This is a genomic window from Tannerella forsythia (genome assembly GCF_003860135.1).
Classification (GTDB): Bacteria; Bacteroidota; Bacteroidia; order Bacteroidales; family Tannerellaceae; genus Tannerella; species Tannerella forsythia_A.
Map to the genome: position 1 here is coordinate 39,917 of NZ_RQYN01000003.1, position 18,397 is coordinate 58,313.

Annotated in this window: 20 protein-coding genes, 1 tRNA gene and 1 pseudogene; 12 read left to right on the forward strand and 10 right to left on the reverse strand. The window is 47.4% G+C overall.

The window, feature by feature from the left end; genetic code table 11:
* Position 1 precedes the first annotated feature (1 nt).
* Together EII41_RS01540 and EII41_RS01545 are read left to right on the forward strand one after the other, a co-directional pair.
* Positions 2 to 586: a uracil-DNA glycosylase family protein gene (locus tag EII41_RS01540; RefSeq protein ID WP_124789156.1), complete on the forward strand. Its 585-nt coding sequence runs from the start codon at positions 2 to 4 to the stop codon at positions 584 to 586.
* A 302-nt stretch (positions 587 to 888) separates the two neighbouring features.
* Positions 889 to 975: transfer RNA gene (locus EII41_RS01545), tRNA-Ser, on the forward strand.
* Between the two features lie 82 nt (positions 976 to 1,057).
* Here the strand turns inward: EII41_RS01545 and EII41_RS01550 are convergent.
* Positions 1,058 to 1,194: pseudogene (locus EII41_RS01550) on the reverse strand (transposase family protein); the annotation flags it as partial.
* 110 nt (positions 1,195 to 1,304) lie between these two features.
* Here EII41_RS01550 and EII41_RS01555 point away from each other — a divergent pair.
* Positions 1,305 to 1,691, forward strand: coding sequence for a hypothetical protein (locus EII41_RS01555; protein WP_124789157.1), 387 nt, complete (start codon positions 1,305 to 1,307; stop codon positions 1,689 to 1,691).
* A 286-nt stretch (positions 1,692 to 1,977) separates the two neighbouring features.
* Here EII41_RS01555 and EII41_RS01560 read toward each other — a convergent pair whose 3' ends face one another.
* Positions 1,978 to 3,240: an amidohydrolase gene (locus EII41_RS01560; protein ID WP_124789158.1), complete on the reverse strand. Its 1,263-nt coding sequence runs from the start codon at positions 3,238 to 3,240 to the stop codon at positions 1,978 to 1,980.
* Positions 3,237 to 4,595 (reverse strand): dipeptidase, encoded by a 1,359-nt coding sequence (locus EII41_RS01565; RefSeq protein ID WP_124750939.1) that lies wholly within the window; start codon positions 4,593 to 4,595, stop codon positions 3,237 to 3,239. The genes EII41_RS01560 and EII41_RS01565 overlap by 4 nt, the downstream gene beginning before the upstream one ends.
* A gap of 163 nt (positions 4,596 to 4,758) precedes the next feature.
* Here EII41_RS01565 and EII41_RS01570 point away from each other — a divergent pair, with 163 nt between their 5' ends.
* The 5 genes from EII41_RS01570 to gldH all read left to right on the forward strand — a co-directional run bounded on the left by EII41_RS01570 (position 4,759) and on the right by gldH (position 9,268).
* On the forward strand, positions 4,759 to 5,310 hold the full coding sequence (locus EII41_RS01570; RefSeq protein ID WP_221620690.1) for a hypothetical protein: 552 nt from the start codon (positions 4,759 to 4,761) through the stop codon (positions 5,308 to 5,310).
* 71 nt (positions 5,311 to 5,381) lie between these two features.
* A complete protein-coding gene (locus EII41_RS01575; protein WP_124789160.1) occupies positions 5,382 to 6,095 on the forward strand; it encodes a tRNA1(Val) (adenine(37)-N6)-methyltransferase in 714 nt (237 codons plus the stop codon).
* 157 nt (positions 6,096 to 6,252) lie between these two features.
* Complete coding sequence (gene spt / locus EII41_RS01580) at positions 6,253 to 7,440, forward strand: serine palmitoyltransferase (RefSeq protein ID WP_124789161.1); 1,188 nt, start codon at positions 6,253 to 6,255, stop codon at positions 7,438 to 7,440.
* 9 nt (positions 7,441 to 7,449) lie between these two features.
* The gene (locus EII41_RS01585) at positions 7,450 to 8,808 is read left to right on the forward strand and encodes a stage 0 sporulation family protein (RefSeq protein ID WP_124750942.1); all 1,359 of its coding nucleotides are present in this window, start codon (positions 7,450 to 7,452) and stop codon (positions 8,806 to 8,808) included.
* Positions 8,801 to 9,268: a gliding motility lipoprotein GldH gene (gene gldH, locus EII41_RS01590; RefSeq protein WP_124789162.1), complete on the forward strand. Its 468-nt coding sequence runs from the start codon at positions 8,801 to 8,803 to the stop codon at positions 9,266 to 9,268. The genes EII41_RS01585 and gldH overlap by 8 nt, the downstream gene beginning before the upstream one ends.
* A 16-nt stretch (positions 9,269 to 9,284) precedes the next feature.
* Here gldH and lipB read toward each other — a convergent pair whose 3' ends face one another.
* The 7 genes from lipB to EII41_RS01625 all read right to left on the reverse strand — a co-directional run bounded on the left by lipB (position 9,285) and on the right by EII41_RS01625 (position 13,542).
* Positions 9,285 to 9,965, reverse strand: coding sequence for a lipoyl(octanoyl) transferase LipB (lipB, locus tag EII41_RS01595; RefSeq protein WP_124789163.1), 681 nt, complete (start codon positions 9,963 to 9,965; stop codon positions 9,285 to 9,287).
* The gene (mtgA, locus tag EII41_RS01600) at positions 9,962 to 10,807 is read right to left on the reverse strand and encodes a monofunctional biosynthetic peptidoglycan transglycosylase (protein ID WP_124789164.1); all 846 of its coding nucleotides are present in this window, start codon (positions 10,805 to 10,807) and stop codon (positions 9,962 to 9,964) included. The genes lipB and mtgA overlap by 4 nt, the downstream gene beginning before the upstream one ends.
* Positions 10,808 to 10,820: 13 nt before the next feature.
* A complete protein-coding gene (locus EII41_RS01605) occupies positions 10,821 to 11,282 on the reverse strand; it encodes a DUF4293 domain-containing protein (RefSeq protein WP_124789165.1) in 462 nt (153 codons plus the stop codon).
* A complete protein-coding gene (locus tag EII41_RS01610) occupies positions 11,282 to 11,617 on the reverse strand; it encodes a DNA-directed RNA polymerase subunit omega (RefSeq protein ID WP_124750947.1) in 336 nt (111 codons plus the stop codon). Before EII41_RS01610 ends, EII41_RS01605 begins: the two co-directional genes overlap by 1 nt.
* Positions 11,618 to 11,648: 31 nt before the next feature.
* A complete protein-coding gene (locus tag EII41_RS01615) occupies positions 11,649 to 12,455 on the reverse strand; it encodes an outer membrane protein assembly factor BamD (protein WP_124789166.1) in 807 nt (268 codons plus the stop codon).
* A gap of 67 nt (positions 12,456 to 12,522) precedes the next feature.
* On the reverse strand, positions 12,523 to 13,002 hold the full coding sequence (locus tag EII41_RS01620; protein WP_317615863.1) for an amino acid-binding protein: 480 nt from the start codon (positions 13,000 to 13,002) through the stop codon (positions 12,523 to 12,525).
* 3 nt (positions 13,003 to 13,005) lie between these two features.
* The gene (locus tag EII41_RS01625) at positions 13,006 to 13,542 is read right to left on the reverse strand and encodes an NUDIX hydrolase (protein ID WP_124789198.1); all 537 of its coding nucleotides are present in this window, start codon (positions 13,540 to 13,542) and stop codon (positions 13,006 to 13,008) included.
* 807 nt (positions 13,543 to 14,349) lie between these two features.
* On the opposite strand from EII41_RS01625, the gene EII41_RS01630 reads away from it, so the two are divergent.
* From EII41_RS01630 to EII41_RS01645, 4 genes are read left to right on the forward strand one after another with little or no spacing between them, the layout of a single operon-like run.
* Positions 14,350 to 15,636, forward strand: a complete 1,287-nt coding sequence (locus EII41_RS01630) for an alginate export family protein (RefSeq protein ID WP_124750951.1) — start codon at positions 14,350 to 14,352, stop codon at positions 15,634 to 15,636.
* 40 nt (positions 15,637 to 15,676) lie between these two features.
* Entirely contained in the window at positions 15,677 to 16,420 is a 744-nt protein-coding gene (locus EII41_RS01635) for a (Fe-S)-binding protein (protein WP_124750952.1), read from the forward strand.
* Positions 16,417 to 17,808, forward strand: a complete 1,392-nt coding sequence (locus EII41_RS01640) for a lactate utilization protein B (protein WP_124789168.1) — start codon at positions 16,417 to 16,419, stop codon at positions 17,806 to 17,808. Before EII41_RS01635 ends, EII41_RS01640 begins: the two co-directional genes overlap by 4 nt.
* Complete coding sequence (locus EII41_RS01645) at positions 17,805 to 18,386, forward strand: lactate utilization protein C (RefSeq protein ID WP_124789169.1); 582 nt, start codon at positions 17,805 to 17,807, stop codon at positions 18,384 to 18,386. The genes EII41_RS01640 and EII41_RS01645 overlap by 4 nt, the downstream gene beginning before the upstream one ends.
* Positions 18,387 to 18,397 lie beyond the last annotated feature (11 nt).

Below are 18,397 nucleotides of genomic sequence, written 5' to 3' on the forward strand. Positions count from 1 at the left end.
GATGGAGCAGGCGATAGAAATTCATCCTTTGCCTCCTTTTGCTCCCGAAGGCGCAAAGATGTTGATGCTTGGCAGTTTTCCACCTCCCAGAACACGCTGGAAGATGGATTTCTTCTACCCGAATTTTCAGAATGATATGTGGCGGATATTCGGGATCGTATTTTTTAAGGACAAACATTATTTCCTGACGGAAGACCAAAAATCTTTTCACGAAGCGAAAATTCGCAGATTCCTGACCGAAAAAAAGATTGCGCTCTGGGATACGGCAATGGAGGTCAATCGACAAAAAGGAAATGCCTCGGATAAGTATCTCGAGGTACTTCGTCCGATTGATTTGGAACAAATCTTGTCGCAATTGCCGGACTGCCGAACAATCGTGGCAACCGGTCAGAAAGCATTGGATATCTTATTAATGCTGACAGGTGCTAACGAACCGAAAGTCGGTTCTTCGACCGAAACCGTCTTTTGTTCCCGTCACCTGCGAATATACCGAATGCCTTCTTCGTCAAGAGCCTATCCGAAACCTTTGGATGAGAAAGCCGTCGTATATAAGAACATGTTTGAAGAGATTGGCATCACAACATAAGCGCATTAAAATAGTGGTATAAGATCCGTTTCCTGTTTTTTTGATATAGCAAACCGTATGAAACATAAGCCCCTGCAATGCCGAATAAAAAACCAGATGATTTTCATCTAAATATTCGTAAAAGAAACGGATATGACGTTCCTCAAGTTTTTCCAGAGCACTTAATGATAACTCCGGATCAAATATCGATTGAACTTTGGGCGTAAAACGTTTTTAAGCCAACATAAAAATTTGCGGATTCAAAAAAATGACCTATCTTTGCAACGCTTTTTCAGAAAGTGCTGTTCAAAAGCATATCTGAAGGAAGGATGGGTGAGTGGCTGAAACCAACAGTTTGCTAAACTGTCGTACGGGTAACCGTACCGGGGGTTCGAATCCCCCTCCTTCCGCCGAAATATAAGGACTTATAAAAGTCAATCGTGGAAAAATCCTGTAAAATATTGATTTTACGGGATTTTTTTATCTCCTGAAGGAATCATAATCCTCGCCCCCATACATAGATAACTTGCCAGGACAATAACGAGAATATCACTTAACTTATGCTTGCAACGACCCACCACACGTGGATCTTCTACCCTAGAAAAATAATCTTGTACAGACCTAACTATTGTAATGCGGTTTCCCTGAATATATCCCCCACCCTGCTCTTTTTTTCTATACATTATAAATATATATCGCCGAAAAGGTGTCGGAATCTTCCGAAAGCATAAAAAAGCACTTGGGCAAGGTGTCGGAACTTTCCGAAAGTATGCCAAAGTACTTAGGGAAGGTGTCGCGAGGTTGCGAAAGCGTAAAAAAAGTACTTGGACAAGGTGTCGGAACTTTCCGAAAGTATGCAGAAGCACTTGGGGAAGGTGTCGGAATCTTCCGAAAGCATAAAAAAGTATCCGGACAAGGTGTCGCAACATTGCGAAAGTATAAAAAAGTACTTGGGCAAAGTGTCGCAACCTTGCGAAAGCATAAAAAAGTACTTGGGCAAAGTGTCGCAACCTTGCGAAAGCATAAAAAAGTACTCGGACAAGGTGTCGCAACCTTGCGAAAGTGCAAAAAAGTACTCGGACAAGGTGTCGCAACCTTGCGAAAGTGCAAAAAAGTACTCGGATAAGGTATCGCAACCTTGCGAAAGCACAAAAAAGTACTCGGACAAGGTGTCGCAACATTGCGAAAGCATAAAAAAGTACTTGGGCAGGGTGTCGCGAGGTTGCGAAAGGCTCAACCAACTTCACCCGGAAGGTTTCGGCATGGCATATATGGCAGAGACGTCCAAATTGGACGTCTCTGCCATCTTATACAATACAATTATTGGGTATCGTTATTGCGGGCGAACCCACGGGTTCGCACCTACGCTCCTACCCCATGCTTGATGGCCCGATTGACATCCGTCTGTCATCTCAACGCTCTCTCTTCATCAGATCATACGCCAGCGCTGCGGTGCGCTCCATGATCTCGTCTTCGCCCGGCACTTTTTTGTCGCGCATCACGATGCGTCCGTCACAGATCACCGTATCGACGCAACTGCCGTTGGCGGCATAGACGAGGTTCGACACGAAATGATGATTCGGCGAAAAGGCAGGCTGACGCAGGTCGATCAGGCACAAGTCGGCCAGACAACCTTCGGCGATGCGTCCGGCATCGATCCCGAGGATCGCCGCGCCGGCTTCGGTAGCGGCATACAGCATCCGGTCACATCGCATCGCTTCCGGATCGCCGCGCCACACTTTACCCAGCAACGAGGCCAGCTTCATCGCCTCGATCATATCCAGATTGTTCGACGACGAACAGCCGTCCGTACCCAACCCGACCGTCACGCCGGCGGCGCACATCTCTTCGTATTTGAACCGGTAGCCCGAAGCCAGTTTCATGTTCGAGGCCGGGTTATGTACCACTTTCACGCCGTGGTCGGCCAGCATTCGAATCTCCTCGTCGTCGACATACAATCCGTGCGCCATGACCAGACGCGGCGAGAGCAGCCCCAGTTTGTGCATATAACGCACCGGCGTCAGTCCGAAACGTTGGAGGCACTGCTGCGTCTCATATTCCGTTTCGGCCAGATGCGTATGGATGAGCAGGCCATGATCGGCCGCAAACGCGTCGGCCCATTGCAGCAGCTCGCCCGAAACGGTATAGATGGCATGCGGTCCGAGGGCGTAACGTACGCGGTCGCCGTAAGGCGAGGGCGATGAGAAACGGCGCGTGATGGTCTGTTTGTTTCGCTCGGCAACGGCCGGTTTGAAATAATCGAAGCACGCTTCGGATAGAACGGCACGCAGCCCCATCTCTTCGACGGCGCGCGCCGTGGCGTCGAGTTTGTGATACATGTCGAGAAACGCCGTCGTGCCGCTGCGCAGCATCTCCACACACGCCAACTTGGCGCCCCAATATACATCTTCCTCGGTCAGCTTGGCCTCGTTCGGCCAGATCACTTGCTCGAGCCACGGCATCAGCGGCATATCGTCGCCGTAGCCGCGAAAGAGCGTCATCGCCGCATGCGTATGCGCATTGATCAGTCCCGGGATAACGGCCTTGCCTCGCCCGTCGATCACCGTATCGGCCCTTCGGTCGATGACGGGTGCCACCTGCGCAATCGTCTGTCCCTCGATCAGCATATCCGTCGGACGGCCGTTCCATTCGACGGACTGAATCAGGATGCTCATGGACGATAGTGGTTATAAAACTCCGCCACCGCCTCGATACCGGTATAAAACATATCCAGCCCGAAGCTCTCGTTAGGCGAATGGATGGCGTTACGTTCCAGTCCGAAGCCCATCAGTACGGATTTCATGCCGAGGATTTTCTCGAAGGCGGGGATAATCGGGATGCTTCCGCCGCGACGCACCGCCAACGGCTGCTTGCCGAAGGCGATCGTAAAGCCTTTCTCGGCGGCTTTGTAGGCCGGCAGATCGATCGGACAAACGTACGCGTCGCCGTCGTGCTTATGAACGACTTTGATCTTCACGTAGCGGGGAGCGACGGACTCCAGATAATCGATCATCAGCCGCGTAATCTTGTCGGGCTGCTGGTTCGGGACGAGACGGCACGACAACTTGGCGTACGCCTTCGACGGCAGAACGGTTTTCGCACCTTCGCCCGTGTAGCCTCCCCAGATACCGCACACATCGAACGACGGACGGCAACTGTTGCGCTCAAGCGTCGAATACCCTTTCTCGCCGAACAGTTCGTCCACGTCGATGGCCTGCTTATACTTCGCTTCGCTGAACGGCACCTGCGCGAGCATGGCTTTCTCCGTGTCCGAGAGTTCTTCCACATCGTCGTAGAAGCCGGGGATCGTAATGCGTCCGTCGGCATCCGTAATATCGGCAATCAGTTTGCAGAGCACATTGATCGGGTTAGCCACCGCTCCGCCGAAATGTCCCGAGTGCAGGTCGCGGTTAGGTCCCGTCACCTCCACCTCCCAATAGGACAGTCCGCGCAAGCCGGTCGTCAGGGAAGGTGTTTCCTCGCTCACCATACTCGTATCCGAAACGAGAATCACATCGGCGGCGAGCAGTTCTTTGTGAGCCGCACAGAAATCGCCGAGGCTGATCGAGCCGATCTCCTCCTCTCCTTCGAGGATGAATTTAACGTTGCAGTTCAAAATCCCCGTCTGCAAGGCCGTCTCAAACCCTTTGACCTGAATCATAGCCTGACCTTTATCGTCGTCGGCGCCGCGCGCGTAAACTCGTCCGTCGCGTATTTCCGGTTCGAACGGATTGCTCTTCCACAGCTCCAGCGGCTCGGGCGGCATCACATCGTAATGTCCGTACACGAGCACCGTCGGGGCCGAAGCCGAAACGATGCGCTCGGCATACACCACCGGATTGCCGGCTGTCGGCATCACTTCCGCCCGCGTCGCCCCCGAGGCGAGCAACAACTCTTTCCATCGTTCGGCACACTTCACCATGTCCGCCTTGTGCTCGCTCTGAGAACTGACCGACGGAATACGCAACAAACTGAACCACTCATCACGAAAGCGGTCCTTGTGTTCTTCGATATACGCTTTTATTTCCATAACATTTTTTTGATTTCAAGCCGTAAAAATACAACTATTTCACGAATCACGAAATCGCGCCGGAGAAAAAGAATCGCGCGGAATTTTCACCTGCCGAATAAACCTTCGACTGCCGAGCACGTCTTAATGGCAACATGAATTTATTTTTTTTGACGATATGAAAATGAACGTATTTTATGTAGCCGCGATGAGCCTTTTGTTATGCGGCTCACAAACCTTTGCGCAAGTCAACGCCATGCACGGCGAAAAACGCTGCCCGGCCAACACGGGCGAACGTATCCAAATGAAAGCCGAACGAGTGGCCGACCGGCTCATGCTCGACGACCAGACGGCAGCCCGGTTCAAACCGATGTACGAGTCTTACCTCAAAGAGTTGCAGGAATGCCGAACGGAATGCCCAAGGATGAAGCAGGACGGCGGAGACGTTAACCGGCCTTCGGACAAAGATCTTGAGAAGAAATTCAAAGAACATCTGAAAAACGAGCGCAAAAGACTCGACATCCGCGAAAATTACTACGCCAAGTTCTCCAAGATACTCACCCAAAAGCAGGTGATGACGATACTCTATCCGAAAGGGCACGGTCGTAAGCATAGTCATGCGACCGTGAAACAGGAGGATGACCACCGACTGATCCGGGATTTTGTCAACGAACGCCGGGAAATTCGCGAACATCACCGGATGCGCTTCGAAGCAGACGGTAAACAGGGAAAGTAAAAACGGTCATCAGAGCGCCGCAATCATAAAATCATCTATCTTTGCGGCGTTTTTATGATGACTCCCTGACGATGTCCAATCCATATTTCCGTTTTAAACAGTTTACCGTATGGCACGACCGTTGCGCCATGAAAGTCGGCACCGACGGCACCCTGCTCGGAGCATGGGCTGATGTACACGACCGGATGCGGATCCTCGATGTCGGGACGGGAACGGGACTGATCGCGCTGATGCTGGCGCAACGCAATGCCGAAGCACAAATCGACGGCATCGATCTCGATGCTGATGCTTGCCTGCAAGCGCAGGAGAATGTACGGCAGTCGCCTTTCGGCACACGCATCCGGATTGCTCATACACCGTTTCAGGCTTTCGCATCGACAGTTACCGAGCCGTACGATCTGATCGTTTCCAACCCTCCCTATTTCAAGGAGTCGATGAAATGTCCCGAAGGCAAACGCCGACTGGCCCGGCACGACGACACCTTAACACTCACCGATCTGCTTCATACCGGAAAATCGCTCCTTACTCCCGACGGACGAATCGCCCTGATCCTGCCTTTCGCTCAACGTGACGACCTGCTACGCACCGCCGAAAACGAAGCGTTACATACCATACGGGAGACCCGCGTCATCTCGGTCGAAGGCTCTTCCCCGAAACGCCTGCTTATAGAGCTATCTCCTCTCAATACCGAATCGATCATAACCGACGAGTTGACTCTCGAAGACCGGATGCACCAACGCACAACCGCCTACCGGCAACTGACACAGGCCTTCTACCTGTTTTAAAACAGCGCATCGGAAGAGAGAAGTCGCGGCTGACAATCGCCCGTTCGGGACAGAGACACGCCGTTCAATATTTTAAGTTCAATTGTATATATCTCGATTTTTTACTACTTTTGCCGCTGATTTTTTTACAAAAGATAAAGGTAAACCTCGATAATATATGAACTTATTAAGAGAAAAACTAGCGAAATACGACGCTCCGCAACGGGCTAAGGCTGCCGGTATCTATCCCTATTTCCGCGAAATCCAAAGTGATCAGGATACAGAAGTTTTGATCAGCGGAAAGAAAGTCCTGATGTTCGGCTCCAACTCCTATCTGGGACTGACGAATCACCCGAAAGTCAAAGAAGCGTCTATAGAAGCGGTCCGAAAATACGGTACCGGATGCGCGGGTTCGCGTTTCCTCAACGGTACACTTGATATACACGTACAGTTGGAGGAACGGCTGGCCAAGTTCGTCGGTAAAGAAGATGCTATTTCTTTCTCGACGGGCTTTCAGGTAAACGAAGGAGTGATCTCATGCATCACCGGACGCGAAGACTATCTGATCTGGGATGAGTTGAATCATGCTTCCATCATTGAAGGGATTCGTCTTTCGTTCTCGAATAAGCTCAAATACAAACACAACGACATGGAGTCGTTGGAAAAACAGCTCCGTAAATGCGAACCGGACAAGGTGAAACTGATCGTCACCGACGGTGTCTTCAGTATGGAAGGCGATGTGGCCAATATCACCGAAATCGTACGGCTGGCCAAACAATACAATGCCAACATCATGGTCGATGAAGCCCATGGAATCGGTGTACTCGGTAATCACGGACGCGGTACATGCGACCACTTCGGGGTCTCGAAAGATGTCGACTTGATCATGGGCACCTTCAGTAAATCATTCGCTTCCTTAGGAGGATTTATTGCAGGAGATAAAGATACGATCAACTATCTTCGTCATAACTCACGTACATATATCTTTAGCGCAAGTTGTACACCGGCCTCGGTAGCTGCTGCCAACGCCTCGTTGGACATCATGCTGAACGAACCGGAGCACATGGAGAATCTGTGGAAATTGACGCACTATGCATTGGACGGCTTCCGTCAGATGGGGTGCGAAATCGGACATACTTCGACCCCGATTATCCCGCTCTTCATCCGAGATAACGACTTGACATTCCTCATCGTGAAGGAACTCTTCGAAGAGGGAATCTTTGTCAATCCGGTCGTTTCGCCGGCTGTTGCTTCGCAAGATACGTTGATCCGGTTCTCCCTGATGGCTACACATACGCAAGCCCAACTCGACTATGCCCTTGAAGCGATAAGGAAAATATTCAAGAAACACAACCTGATTCCCTGATAGCGCACGATGGACTTCGTACAAAATATGGGAAACAGCGCGATGGGACCCAGAGGATGTTGTAAGCATTCGAAAGGTAAACTTTCTACTTGCAACTGGCTCTGTGATATTCCCGAAGCAGAACATGCCACGGATTATGTCGAAGTGCAATTTAAAAACACCCGTAAAGGGTATTATCTGAACGAAACGAAAATCCCGCTCAACAAAGGTGATATCGTTGCCGTAGAAGCAAATCCGGGACATGATATCGGCACGGTTACGCTCACCGGTAAACTGGTTTTGCTCCAGATGCGGAAAAACAATGTCCGTCAAGACAACACGACCGCCAAAAAGATTTATCGCATCGCCAAACCCGGCGATCTGGACCGTTACGAAGAGGCGAAAGCTAAAGAGCATGAAACCATGATCCGCTCGCGGCAAATTGCTGCCGATCTCGGTTTGTCGATGAAGATTGGCGATGTCGAATATCAGGGCGACGGGAACAAGGCGATCTTTTATTACATCGCCGAAGGACGAGTGGATTTCCGGCAACTGATTAAGGTACTGGCCGAAAACTTCCATGTGCGCATCGAAATGAAGCAGATCGGCGCACGACAGGAAGCCGGACGTATCGGCGGAATCGGGCCGTGCGGGCGAGAACTTTGCTGTGCTTCGTGGATGACGAACTTCGTATCCGTTGCCACAGAGGCCGCACGCTTCCAAGACATTTCGATGAATCCGCAAAAACTGGCCGGACAATGTGCGAAACTCAAATGCTGTATCAACTACGAAGTGGATACTTATGCCGAAGTACACAAGCAATTGCCTTCACGAAAGATCGTCCTGGAAACAAAAGATCATACATATTACCATTTCAAAACCGATATCTTCAAGAAAGAACTCACCTACTCAACCGACAAGGTCATCGCAGCCAATATCGTGACCATCTCGTCAGACCGAGTCTTTGAAATTATCAATCTGAATCGAAAAGGAATTAAACCCGATACGCTGGAACCGGCACACGTTGCAGGGCCCCATACGAAGCAACTCGACACACATGATATTTTGGATGACAGTGTCAGTCGCTTCGACTCGGTGAAAAAGAAAAAGAAAAAACGGTCGGGAGGTAGTAGCAGAAATACCCCCGATACCAAAAAGGCCGGAGCAAGCAACAAGCCCGGCAACGAGAATCAGCGCGCGCGGGTGTCAGCAGAAAATCGTCCCGAAACAAAAGGCGGAAACGCTCCTCGTCGAAAAAACGGTAGAGAAAACTCTCCGAGAAATAACGACAATACGCCGCCTCCAAAGAAAAACAAGGGTAGTGCGCCAAAGAACGACCGCTCTGCCCCGGCAAGAAATACGTCTCAAAAAAGGCCATCGGATGAATAAGAGTCGATTTCGACTGCTACCGGCATTATGGATATTGGGACTTCTTCTATCTTGTACCAATATTCCACATTACAACTTGTATCAAAAGATAGAGCAGCCGTGGCAGAAAGACAAGGAGTATTATTTCACGTATGAGATCGAAGACCATACTGTCCCTTATAATATCTCGTTAGAGATTCGAAACAACAATTTCTATCCATACCAAAATCTCTGGTTACTTTGCGCCGAAGAACGGCCTCTCGGCCCAATGGTCCGCGATACCATCGAATGTATCCTTGCCGACGATTACGGAAAATGGAAAGGCCGCGGAATCTCGATTTATCATCATACGATTCCCGTTCGTAAGCACTATTTATATCCGCACAAAGGACAATACACGTTCTGTATCCGGCAGGGAATGCGTGATGAGCAACTAAAAGGTATTGAAGCAATCGGACTGCGTATCGAAAAAGCGCAATGATAACGGGTCGACCACGCTATGTCTTCCGTTGAAACATCTCCTCAAAGAGATTGGCCAAACGTTGTTTTGCTACGTTAAAATCCGGAACACTTTCGCATTCTGCGGCTAACGAAGTTACCCCTTTATCTACAAACCCACATGGATGAATCAGGGAAAAATAAGACAAATCGGTTAAAATATTCAGGGCAAACCCGTGCATGGTCACAAAACGGCTGCTTCTGACTCCTACGGCACAAATCTTGCGGGCTTTGGGTGTATCAGCATCAAGCCACACTCCGGAAGCACCGGCCACACGCTCGCCTGTCAGTCCGTAGAGTGATAAAAAACGAATGATCGTTTCCTCCAAACGATCGATATAGGCTTTCAGTCCCAAACCGAATTGCTCCAGATCGAACACCGGATATCCGGTGATCTGCCCCGGTCCATGATACGTGATATCCCCTCCCCGATTCGTATGATAAAAGGAAATACCTCGTTGCTCGAGTCGTTCTTGAGACAGCAGCAAATTCGCTTCCCGACCATGCTTCCCGAGCGTGAACACCGGCTCGTGCTCGCAGAAAAAGAGCGTATTCTCGCCGATGCTTCCCTGCGCTTTTTTCGCAATTAAGCAATTGAAAGCATCGGTCTGGATGGCCAATGCTTCTTCGTATACGATGCGGCCTAAATCGTAAAAAGTAAACGATGGAGGGTGGTTCATTCGGTTAATGGTCGGGGTGACCCTGCGGACAAGGTGTCTGCAGGTTGTACGACATGTTTCTCTTCATCTCCGACAGCTACTTCATCGGACGATGACGATTGTTCCTGTATCTGTTCGGTTCTTGTTCCGTCTGGTTTCTGCGCTTCGGCTTTTATCGGGCGTCGATATCCCAACGGAACATTCTCGACTTTGCGCATCAACGACAAAATTTCGCTTTGCCGCTGTAACATATAACTAGACGGACTGCCCGGATTCCGTTTGCGCGGATTAGGCAACGAGGCGGCAATCAATGCGGCCTCAGCGCGTGTCAGTTCGATCGCCGATTTGGAGAAATATGTTCTCGAAGCCGCTTCGACTCCATAAATTCCTTTCCCCATTTCAATCGAGTTGAGATAGACCTCCATGATGCGCTCTTTTCCCCATATCAGCTCGATCAGTACCGTAAAATACGCTTCAAGCCCCTTCCGAAAATAGGTCCTGCCCGGCCACAGAAAGACATTCTTGGCGGTTTGTTGCGAAATCGTACTCGCTCCTCGCCGACGACGTCCTTTCTCGGCTTCGTCCATAGCCTTGCGGATTTGCTCCCTGTCAAAGCCATGATGCGTCATAAAAAGGTTATCCTCGGAAGCTACCACAGCCAATGGCATGGCTTGCGAAATTTTTTCGATCGGTACCCACTGATGTTTACGCGTGGAAACCGCCTGTTCACTCGAACGAATAAACATCAGCGGCGTATAATAAACCGGCATCCATTTGTAGAGAACGACAATGAGGATGCTAAATAAGAACAAGAACAACAGCGCATTCCTGCCCCAAACCAGCAGGCGTTTGACAGCCTTCATCGCAGAAAGACGCTTACCGTAACCGATCGAGCGAACGTACCAATGCTTCGTCGGCCCCGATTTCGCGAATAGCTAAATAATTCAGAATTAAACTTACTAAAGGAAAAGCAACAGCAATCCGCATGCTGAAATGAAAAGGTTCCGATACATCTGCGATCTTCCAAAGAGAAAAAGCAAACAGCGCGTAAAAACCAATAATCAGCAAGGTATTGAAAACACAAAGACGGATTTGCAATATCCGTTTCTTATAAAGAAATACCGTGACCAATGCAAGCAAAGAGATGATGGCCGACAACGCCATTAAGGCCCATATCGGATAAACAAGCTCCTGAGGGACCTCGGTCGTACTCATCCCCGAAGCATCGAAAGAGTAGAAAGCCTCTCCGGATTGAATAACGGCCAACGGCAAAAAGACGACAGCCAGATTCAAAGCAGAGACAATCAGTAGATAGACGGTTTGAATACGCTGAATCATCAGAAATTATTTTTTTCCTTTGCCGGATTCCTGTGATATACTTTATCTTCGGTATATTCCTGAGTCGCGATAAGCGTAGGTTTCGGCAATTTTTCGTAGTAACGGGAGATTTCGATCTGCTCGCGATTTTCGAATACTTCTTCCAGATTGTCGTTGAACGATGCGAACTCCTGAAGCTTTTTTTCTAAGTCCTGCTTCATTTCGGCTGCAATCTGGTTCGAACGTTTTGCGATAACCATAACAGTTTCGTACACATTGTCTTCATTTCCGTGACATAATTTAATCATGTCGCGAGTGACGGTTGTCGTCGGAGCGTTTGTTTTGCGATAATCCATAATTATTTAATCGTATGAAAATCTATTTAAATTAATAACTTGTCGTAATTTGAGAATTAGCATTATCGAAATACTTCTGTACCTGCTTCATATACTTTCCTTCCGGAAACTCATTCTTGTAATTGTAGTATTCGTCGACCACATCGCGGTAACGGCCTTGCAGACGGTCTTCGACACTGACAACGGCCAATTCGTACTTCGATTTGATTTTAAGGAATATCAAATCCTCCCGATATTTGGAAAAAGGATAGTCACGTAAGGCATTATCGGCGGTAATCACACATGCACGATAGTTGTTCCCCATGTATGTTCCGAGATCGTAATACAACTGTGCAGCAAGCAACTCTTTATAAGCCAGTTTTTCTTGCAACTCGAACAGAATCTCCTGCGCCTGTTTGGCACGTTCGCTCTGCGGGTAATATTCCATGTAGAGCTGTAACTGTGAGATTGCTTCATACGTCTGCGACTGATCGAGGCGCGGATCGGGAGAGTCGAGATACAAGCCATAGCCTGAATAGAAGCGCGCTAATTCTGCAAACTCACCTTTCGGATATGTGTTGTAATACGTCTTGAAATATTCGGAAGCCGTCTGATAATCTTTCTGTCCGTAGTACGTCTGTGCCAGAAGATATAACGATTCTTCAGCATAAGTCGATCCTTTAAATATCGGAACGACTTCCTCAAGTAGCGTTGCAGCCTTGGCGTATTTTTTTTCATTGAAGTATTTCTTGGCATACGAATACTTCAACTCATAGTCCGTACTTTTCAGCAGTTTATTGTACTCTCCGCACGAAGCGCACAACAAACCTGTTATCATTAGATAGATAATCTTTTTCATCTTCCTGCATTTAGCCTGCAAAGATAATGCATCTTCCCGAAACTCTCCTCTTTTCGAACGTTAATATTTACAACTCGTATAAGTCGCTGACAGACGTCAGTTGCGATTTGTGTGCCATTAAGACCTCGGCACATTCTTCAAGATTATCCGGACGAATGATCACATATCCTGAAGGACCTTCCGAAAAAGCATACATGTATTCGATAAAAACTCCCGCCTGCGTAATGACATCCATCAGACGTCCGAGCGCACCCGGTTGATTCGGACAACGAAGTCGAAGAACATCCACCTCCGTAACCGCATACTTATGATGGCGAAGTATATCAAGCGCCCGATCCGTTTCATCGACGACCAGACGCAAAATACCGAAGTCCGCATTCTCGGAAACGGAAAATGCCGTCATATTAATTCCTTCCTGCCCCAATAATTTGGCGACTTGCGTAAAACGCCCCTGTTTATTTTCCAAAAAAACAGATAACTGTCTGATTAACATAATAAAATATATTTTGGTTCGACTATCATTCGTTTCATTCTCAGAAAAAATCATTCATCAAAAATTTCCGGACAAAAAAATCTCAATCCCTTTCCGTATGGATTCCAATCCGAAATCACTTGCCTTCAAATCATTTCGTGGTATCCAAAGTAACTCCGATGCATCATCGCGTGCAATCGCCACAGACGAAGAGGGCACCTCACAACGGAAGAACAGATCGGTAGTATGTACCCAAAAACCCGAATAGAGATAACGGTTGGGTAATGAAAATAAATAAGTAGTACGCATTACATGCAACCCTGTTTCTTCACGTACCTCACGGACAACGCCTCCTTCAGCGGTCTCGGAACAGTCACAAAACCCTCCTGGAAGATCGAGAGTACCGCGTGCCGGATCTTGCGCACGCCGACAAACCAACAACTCATCACGCTCATTCAGGATGATGGCCGCCGTCGATGCCGCGGAATTATAATAATACACAAAACCACAGCCTTCACAACACTTCGACTTACCATCGTGCACAACGAAGTCTGATGTCCCACATTGGGGGCAATATCGAAAATCTTCCAATGGATGAACACTCATTTCCGTCATTTTTGTCACAAACTTACGGAAATTTTCTCTCACCCGATAATTTTTACAAAGAATACAACTATGAAATTTATAAAACAAATATATATTCCCATCCTGACATCTTCTTCAACACGGTCTTCCTCAATCACACCTCCGACACAATCACATAATAACTAAAAACTTACAAACACACAATCATCCTCAAATCCTCCAATATGTTATTTTAAGATTCTAAAAAAACGAAGCGGACGTTTATTTGAACCTAAAAAACAAACCACTCTTCTTTATGTCAATAAAGATATTAAGATTGCATAAAATTACAGATTAATACAAGACAAATTATTCCTCTCCATTCATTGCATTATTCTAAAATTCCAAAACAAAACAACACACATTACAAACATTATAATCAATTAATTAAAATAAAAATCATACTACAATGAGGGTAATTACAAGACAAAAAACACCCTTAATGCACATAGAAAAATAAAAAAATCAAAAAAACAAAACAAGAATCAGAAGCAATCAAAACACAAAATAAAGTTAAACAATAGGTGATACAAGCAGAATTCATAAAACAAATATTAAAAAACAAGGTAGAGAGCCGTTTTTCACGTCTTTTATTTGGCAGTACCAAGGAATCTTCCTGACATTTACGAAAACTTTTTATAAAAACATGCGATCTAATCCACCACAAGAAAGCACTATATACACGCTTTTTATAGATAGAAGGCGTGCGGGTTTAGTAGGCTTATATTCGCGCCCCTACTCTTATGTATTAATCAATGATCTATTATAAAAAATATAAATCTAAAACCGACTAGACCAATGAGAAAGTATGTATCTATCATTTGCTTTTTGTTGTGCTTTTGCCATATCAAAGCACAGGAAACAGAGAAAGACTCCAAATTCAAACTGTCTTTTTCCGGACGTGTCCGTCTGACAACCATTGACAAAGCCATTACATTGGACAAGGACAAAGATGTCTTAACATTCACACGATGGAGGACTTACCTGGGTGCAGAATACACTCCTAATACGCATTTGGGAATGAAACTTGAATTGGGCAATGAGGCCCGTATCTGGATGTCTCCTTCATCTAAGAAGACAACGCTGGACGAAATCTTTATCAACCAATTGTATGTTAATTATCAAAACGTAGCCAACTTACCGCTTGATATTCGCCTCGGAAGGCAGAACATCGTATTGGACGAAGGCTTTATCTGCTTCGACGGTAACCCGTTGGTTGGTTCACGTTCAAATTATTTTAATGCACTGAAAACAGTCTATCGCTTCAATGAGCGGAATAGACTCACTGCATTTTTCACCTATAACACCAGAAAAGAAGAATTTCTTCCTATTCTTCACGAGAAAGATCCGTATCAACTTCTGGAAGAACAAACAAACAGCGGATTAGGAGTACACCACTATTCGAAAATCAAGCAACTTGACTGGTCGACTTATTATTTCTATAAAAACTATCTCAAGTACGATGCGCTGCCAGAAGCTCATACTCATACGGTCGGTACCAGATTATCTTTGCCATTTCTGAATGGCTTCTCTTTCACCACAGAATTTGCTTACCAATTAGGGAAAGTTGATGGATTCAACAGACAGTCTTACGGAGGATATTCCCGTCTGGATTATCAATTCGGAGAATCTATTCCTCTGCTTGACTGTATATCGGCTGGTGCATTCTATCTGAGTGGAGACGACCCCAAAACAGAGAAAATAGAAGGATGGGATCCCCTCTGGAGCCGTTGGCCGAAATGGAGTGAATCGTACGTGTATACGCTGATCACTGAAAATAAAGGAAAGGTAGCTTATTGGTCGAATATCAACGCGATCAATCTCGGCTTTTGCGCTACGCTCGCCCCGAATGTAAAGTTTAACGCCGACTATTTGCATTTATCAGCACCCAAACCTAACGAGACAGCTTTTTGTTCGGGCGGAGGAAAAACACGAGGCAATTTATTCATCATGAAACTCAGTTACCAGATTCATAAGAATTGGACGGGACATTTCCTTTTCGAACACTTTACTCCCGGAAGTTTTTATTTCAAGGGTGCCGACCCTTATAATTGGGCGCGTTTTGAGTTGAAGTACACATTATAATTCAATTATTTATTTCGATAACTAAAAAAATTACGTGGTTATGAAAGTAGGATTATTTATTCCCTGTTATGTCAATGCCGTCTATCCGCACGTCGGTATTGCGTGTTACAAACTGCTTACAAGTCTTGGGATAGACGTCGATTATCCTCTCGGACAAACTTGCTGCGGACAGCCGATGGCTAACGCCGGATTCGAAGGAGATTCATTAACAATCGTCAAACGCTTCGAGCAATTGTTTAAAGACTACACCTATGTCGTAGGTCCTTCGGCCAGTTGTGTGGCTTTCGTGAAAGAAAACCACCCCCGCATTCTGTCCGAGCACGGTGAGCACGTCTGCGAAACGAGCAAACATATCTACGATATCACGGAATTTCTCCACGATGTCGTGAAACCGGAGCGCTTCGCTTCCCATTTTCCGCATAAGGTGAGTCTGCACAACAGTTGTCATGGCGTACGAGAGCTTCATCTCTCTTCCGCTTCGGAGCTGACCGTTCCCTATTATAATAAGATTCGCTCTCTACTCGAAAGAGTGCCGGGCATTACAGTCGTAGAACCCGAACGCGTAGACGAATGTTGTGGTTTCGGCGGGATGTTCGCAGCCGAAGAACCCGAGGTATCGGCCTGTATGGGACGCGACAAAGTAAAAGATCACATGGCTACCGGAGCCGAATACATCACCGGCGCCGACAGTTCCTGCCTGATGCACATGAATGGCGTCATCGAACGCGAGCACTACCCGATCCGCACGATCCATTATTTAGAAATTTTATCCGCACAGCTATGAGTACTACACATTCCAAGGCAGCCAAAGCCTTTTTATCCGACAAAGTGAATGCCGAATGGCACGACAAAACATTATACATGGTGCGTACGAAACGCGACCGCCTCTCTCATGCTATCCCCGAATGGGAAGATCTCAGACATGCCGTACGCGACATGAAGTTGTACAGTAATTCTCATCTGCCGGAACTGATCGAAGAATTCGAAAAAAACGCAACCGCCAACGGATGTCACGTACATTACGCTAAAGATGCCGAAGAGTATCGCTCAATCATCGAGGGAATTCTGCGTGATCATGGTGCACACAAGCTGGTGAAAAGTAAATCGATGCTTTCGGAAGAATGTCATCTGAACCCATACCTGATCGAAAAAGGATACGAAGTCATCGAAAGCGATTTGGGAGAACGGATTCTTCAGCTTCTGGATGCCAACCCGAGTCATATCGTCATGCCGGCCATCCACCTGAAACGCGAAATCGTCGGTAAATTGTTTGAAGAAAAATTAGGTAGCGAAAAAGGAAATTTCGATCCCACCTATCTGACGCATCAGGCGCGTAAAGCACTTCGTCAAGACTTCCTGAATGCCGATGCCGGTATGACGGGGGGCAATTTTGCCGTGGCCTCGACAGGTGAAGTGATCGTTTGTACGAACGAAGGAAACGCCGACATGGGCATGTCGTGTCAAAAGCTCAATATCTGTGCTTTCGGGATTGACAAGATCATCCCCGACCTCGAATCGCTGGGTATCTTCACACGCCTGCTTGCGCGCTCCGCAACGGGACAGCCCATTACGACGTACACTTCACATTTCGGACGTCCTCATACGGGAGGTGAACAGCATTTTATCATTGTAGATAACGGACGTAGCAAGATTCTGGGGATGCCTCAACATCGCAAGAGCATGAATTGCATCCGTTGCGGGGCGTGTATGAACACTTGTCCCGTGTACCGTCGGAGCGGTGGATATTCCTATTCCTACTTTATCCCCGGCCCTATCGGGATCAATCTCGGCATGCTTCATGACCCGCAGAAACATAGCGGAAACGTCTCTGCCTGCTCGCTTTGCCTTTCATGTTCATACGTTTGCCCGGCTATGGTAGACCTCGGCGAACAGATTTATGTATGGCGTCAGAAGCTGGATGGATTCGGACAAGCCAATTCACAAAAGAAAATGATGAGCAAAGGGATGCAATTTCTGATGGAACGGCCGTCTTTGTTCCACTCGGCCTTGAAAATGGCACCCATCGCCAACAAAATGCCACGCTTCGCCGTGTACAACGGATTGAATGCTTGGGGAAAAGAAAGAGAAATGCCACGTTTTGCCAAGCAGTCGTTCGAAGCGTGGTGGAAACAGAATCATCAAAAGAAAAACACTAAACAAGAATCGAAATGAACAGCAAAGATTTTATCATTCATAGTTTGAGGGAAAATATTAAGGAGCGTTTTCCGCGTCCCGAAGTAAAAATCCCACACGTTGTTTACCCCGATAAACTCAAACAGTTTATCGAAATATCGGCCGGAGTAGGCGGCCGTGCGGAAGTGCTCAACGAAGGCGAATCGATCGATGATGCCGTACGGCGTCTGTTCCCTGATGCAGTACGCATCGCATGCAATCTTCCGGAAGTCACCTGCGCCACGTACAACCCCGACGATATCGACACGCCGGCCGAGTTGAACGGAACTGACCTCGTAATCTGCCGCGGAATTTTCGGGGTGTGTGAAAATGCAGCCGTATATTTTGAACAGGAATACTTGCAACGCGGTATCTATTTCATTTCCGAATCCTTGCTGATGCTTCTTCCGAAAGATCAACTGGTCGATACCATGCACGATGCCTACCAACGTGTGCCGAACGAACATCCCGGAGAATTCAGAGGCTTTATGTCCGGCCCCTCGAAAACGGCCGACATCGAACAGTCGCTCGTTATGGGAGCACACGGACCGCGTCAGGTTACCGTATTACTTATTTAATTCGCTCATTT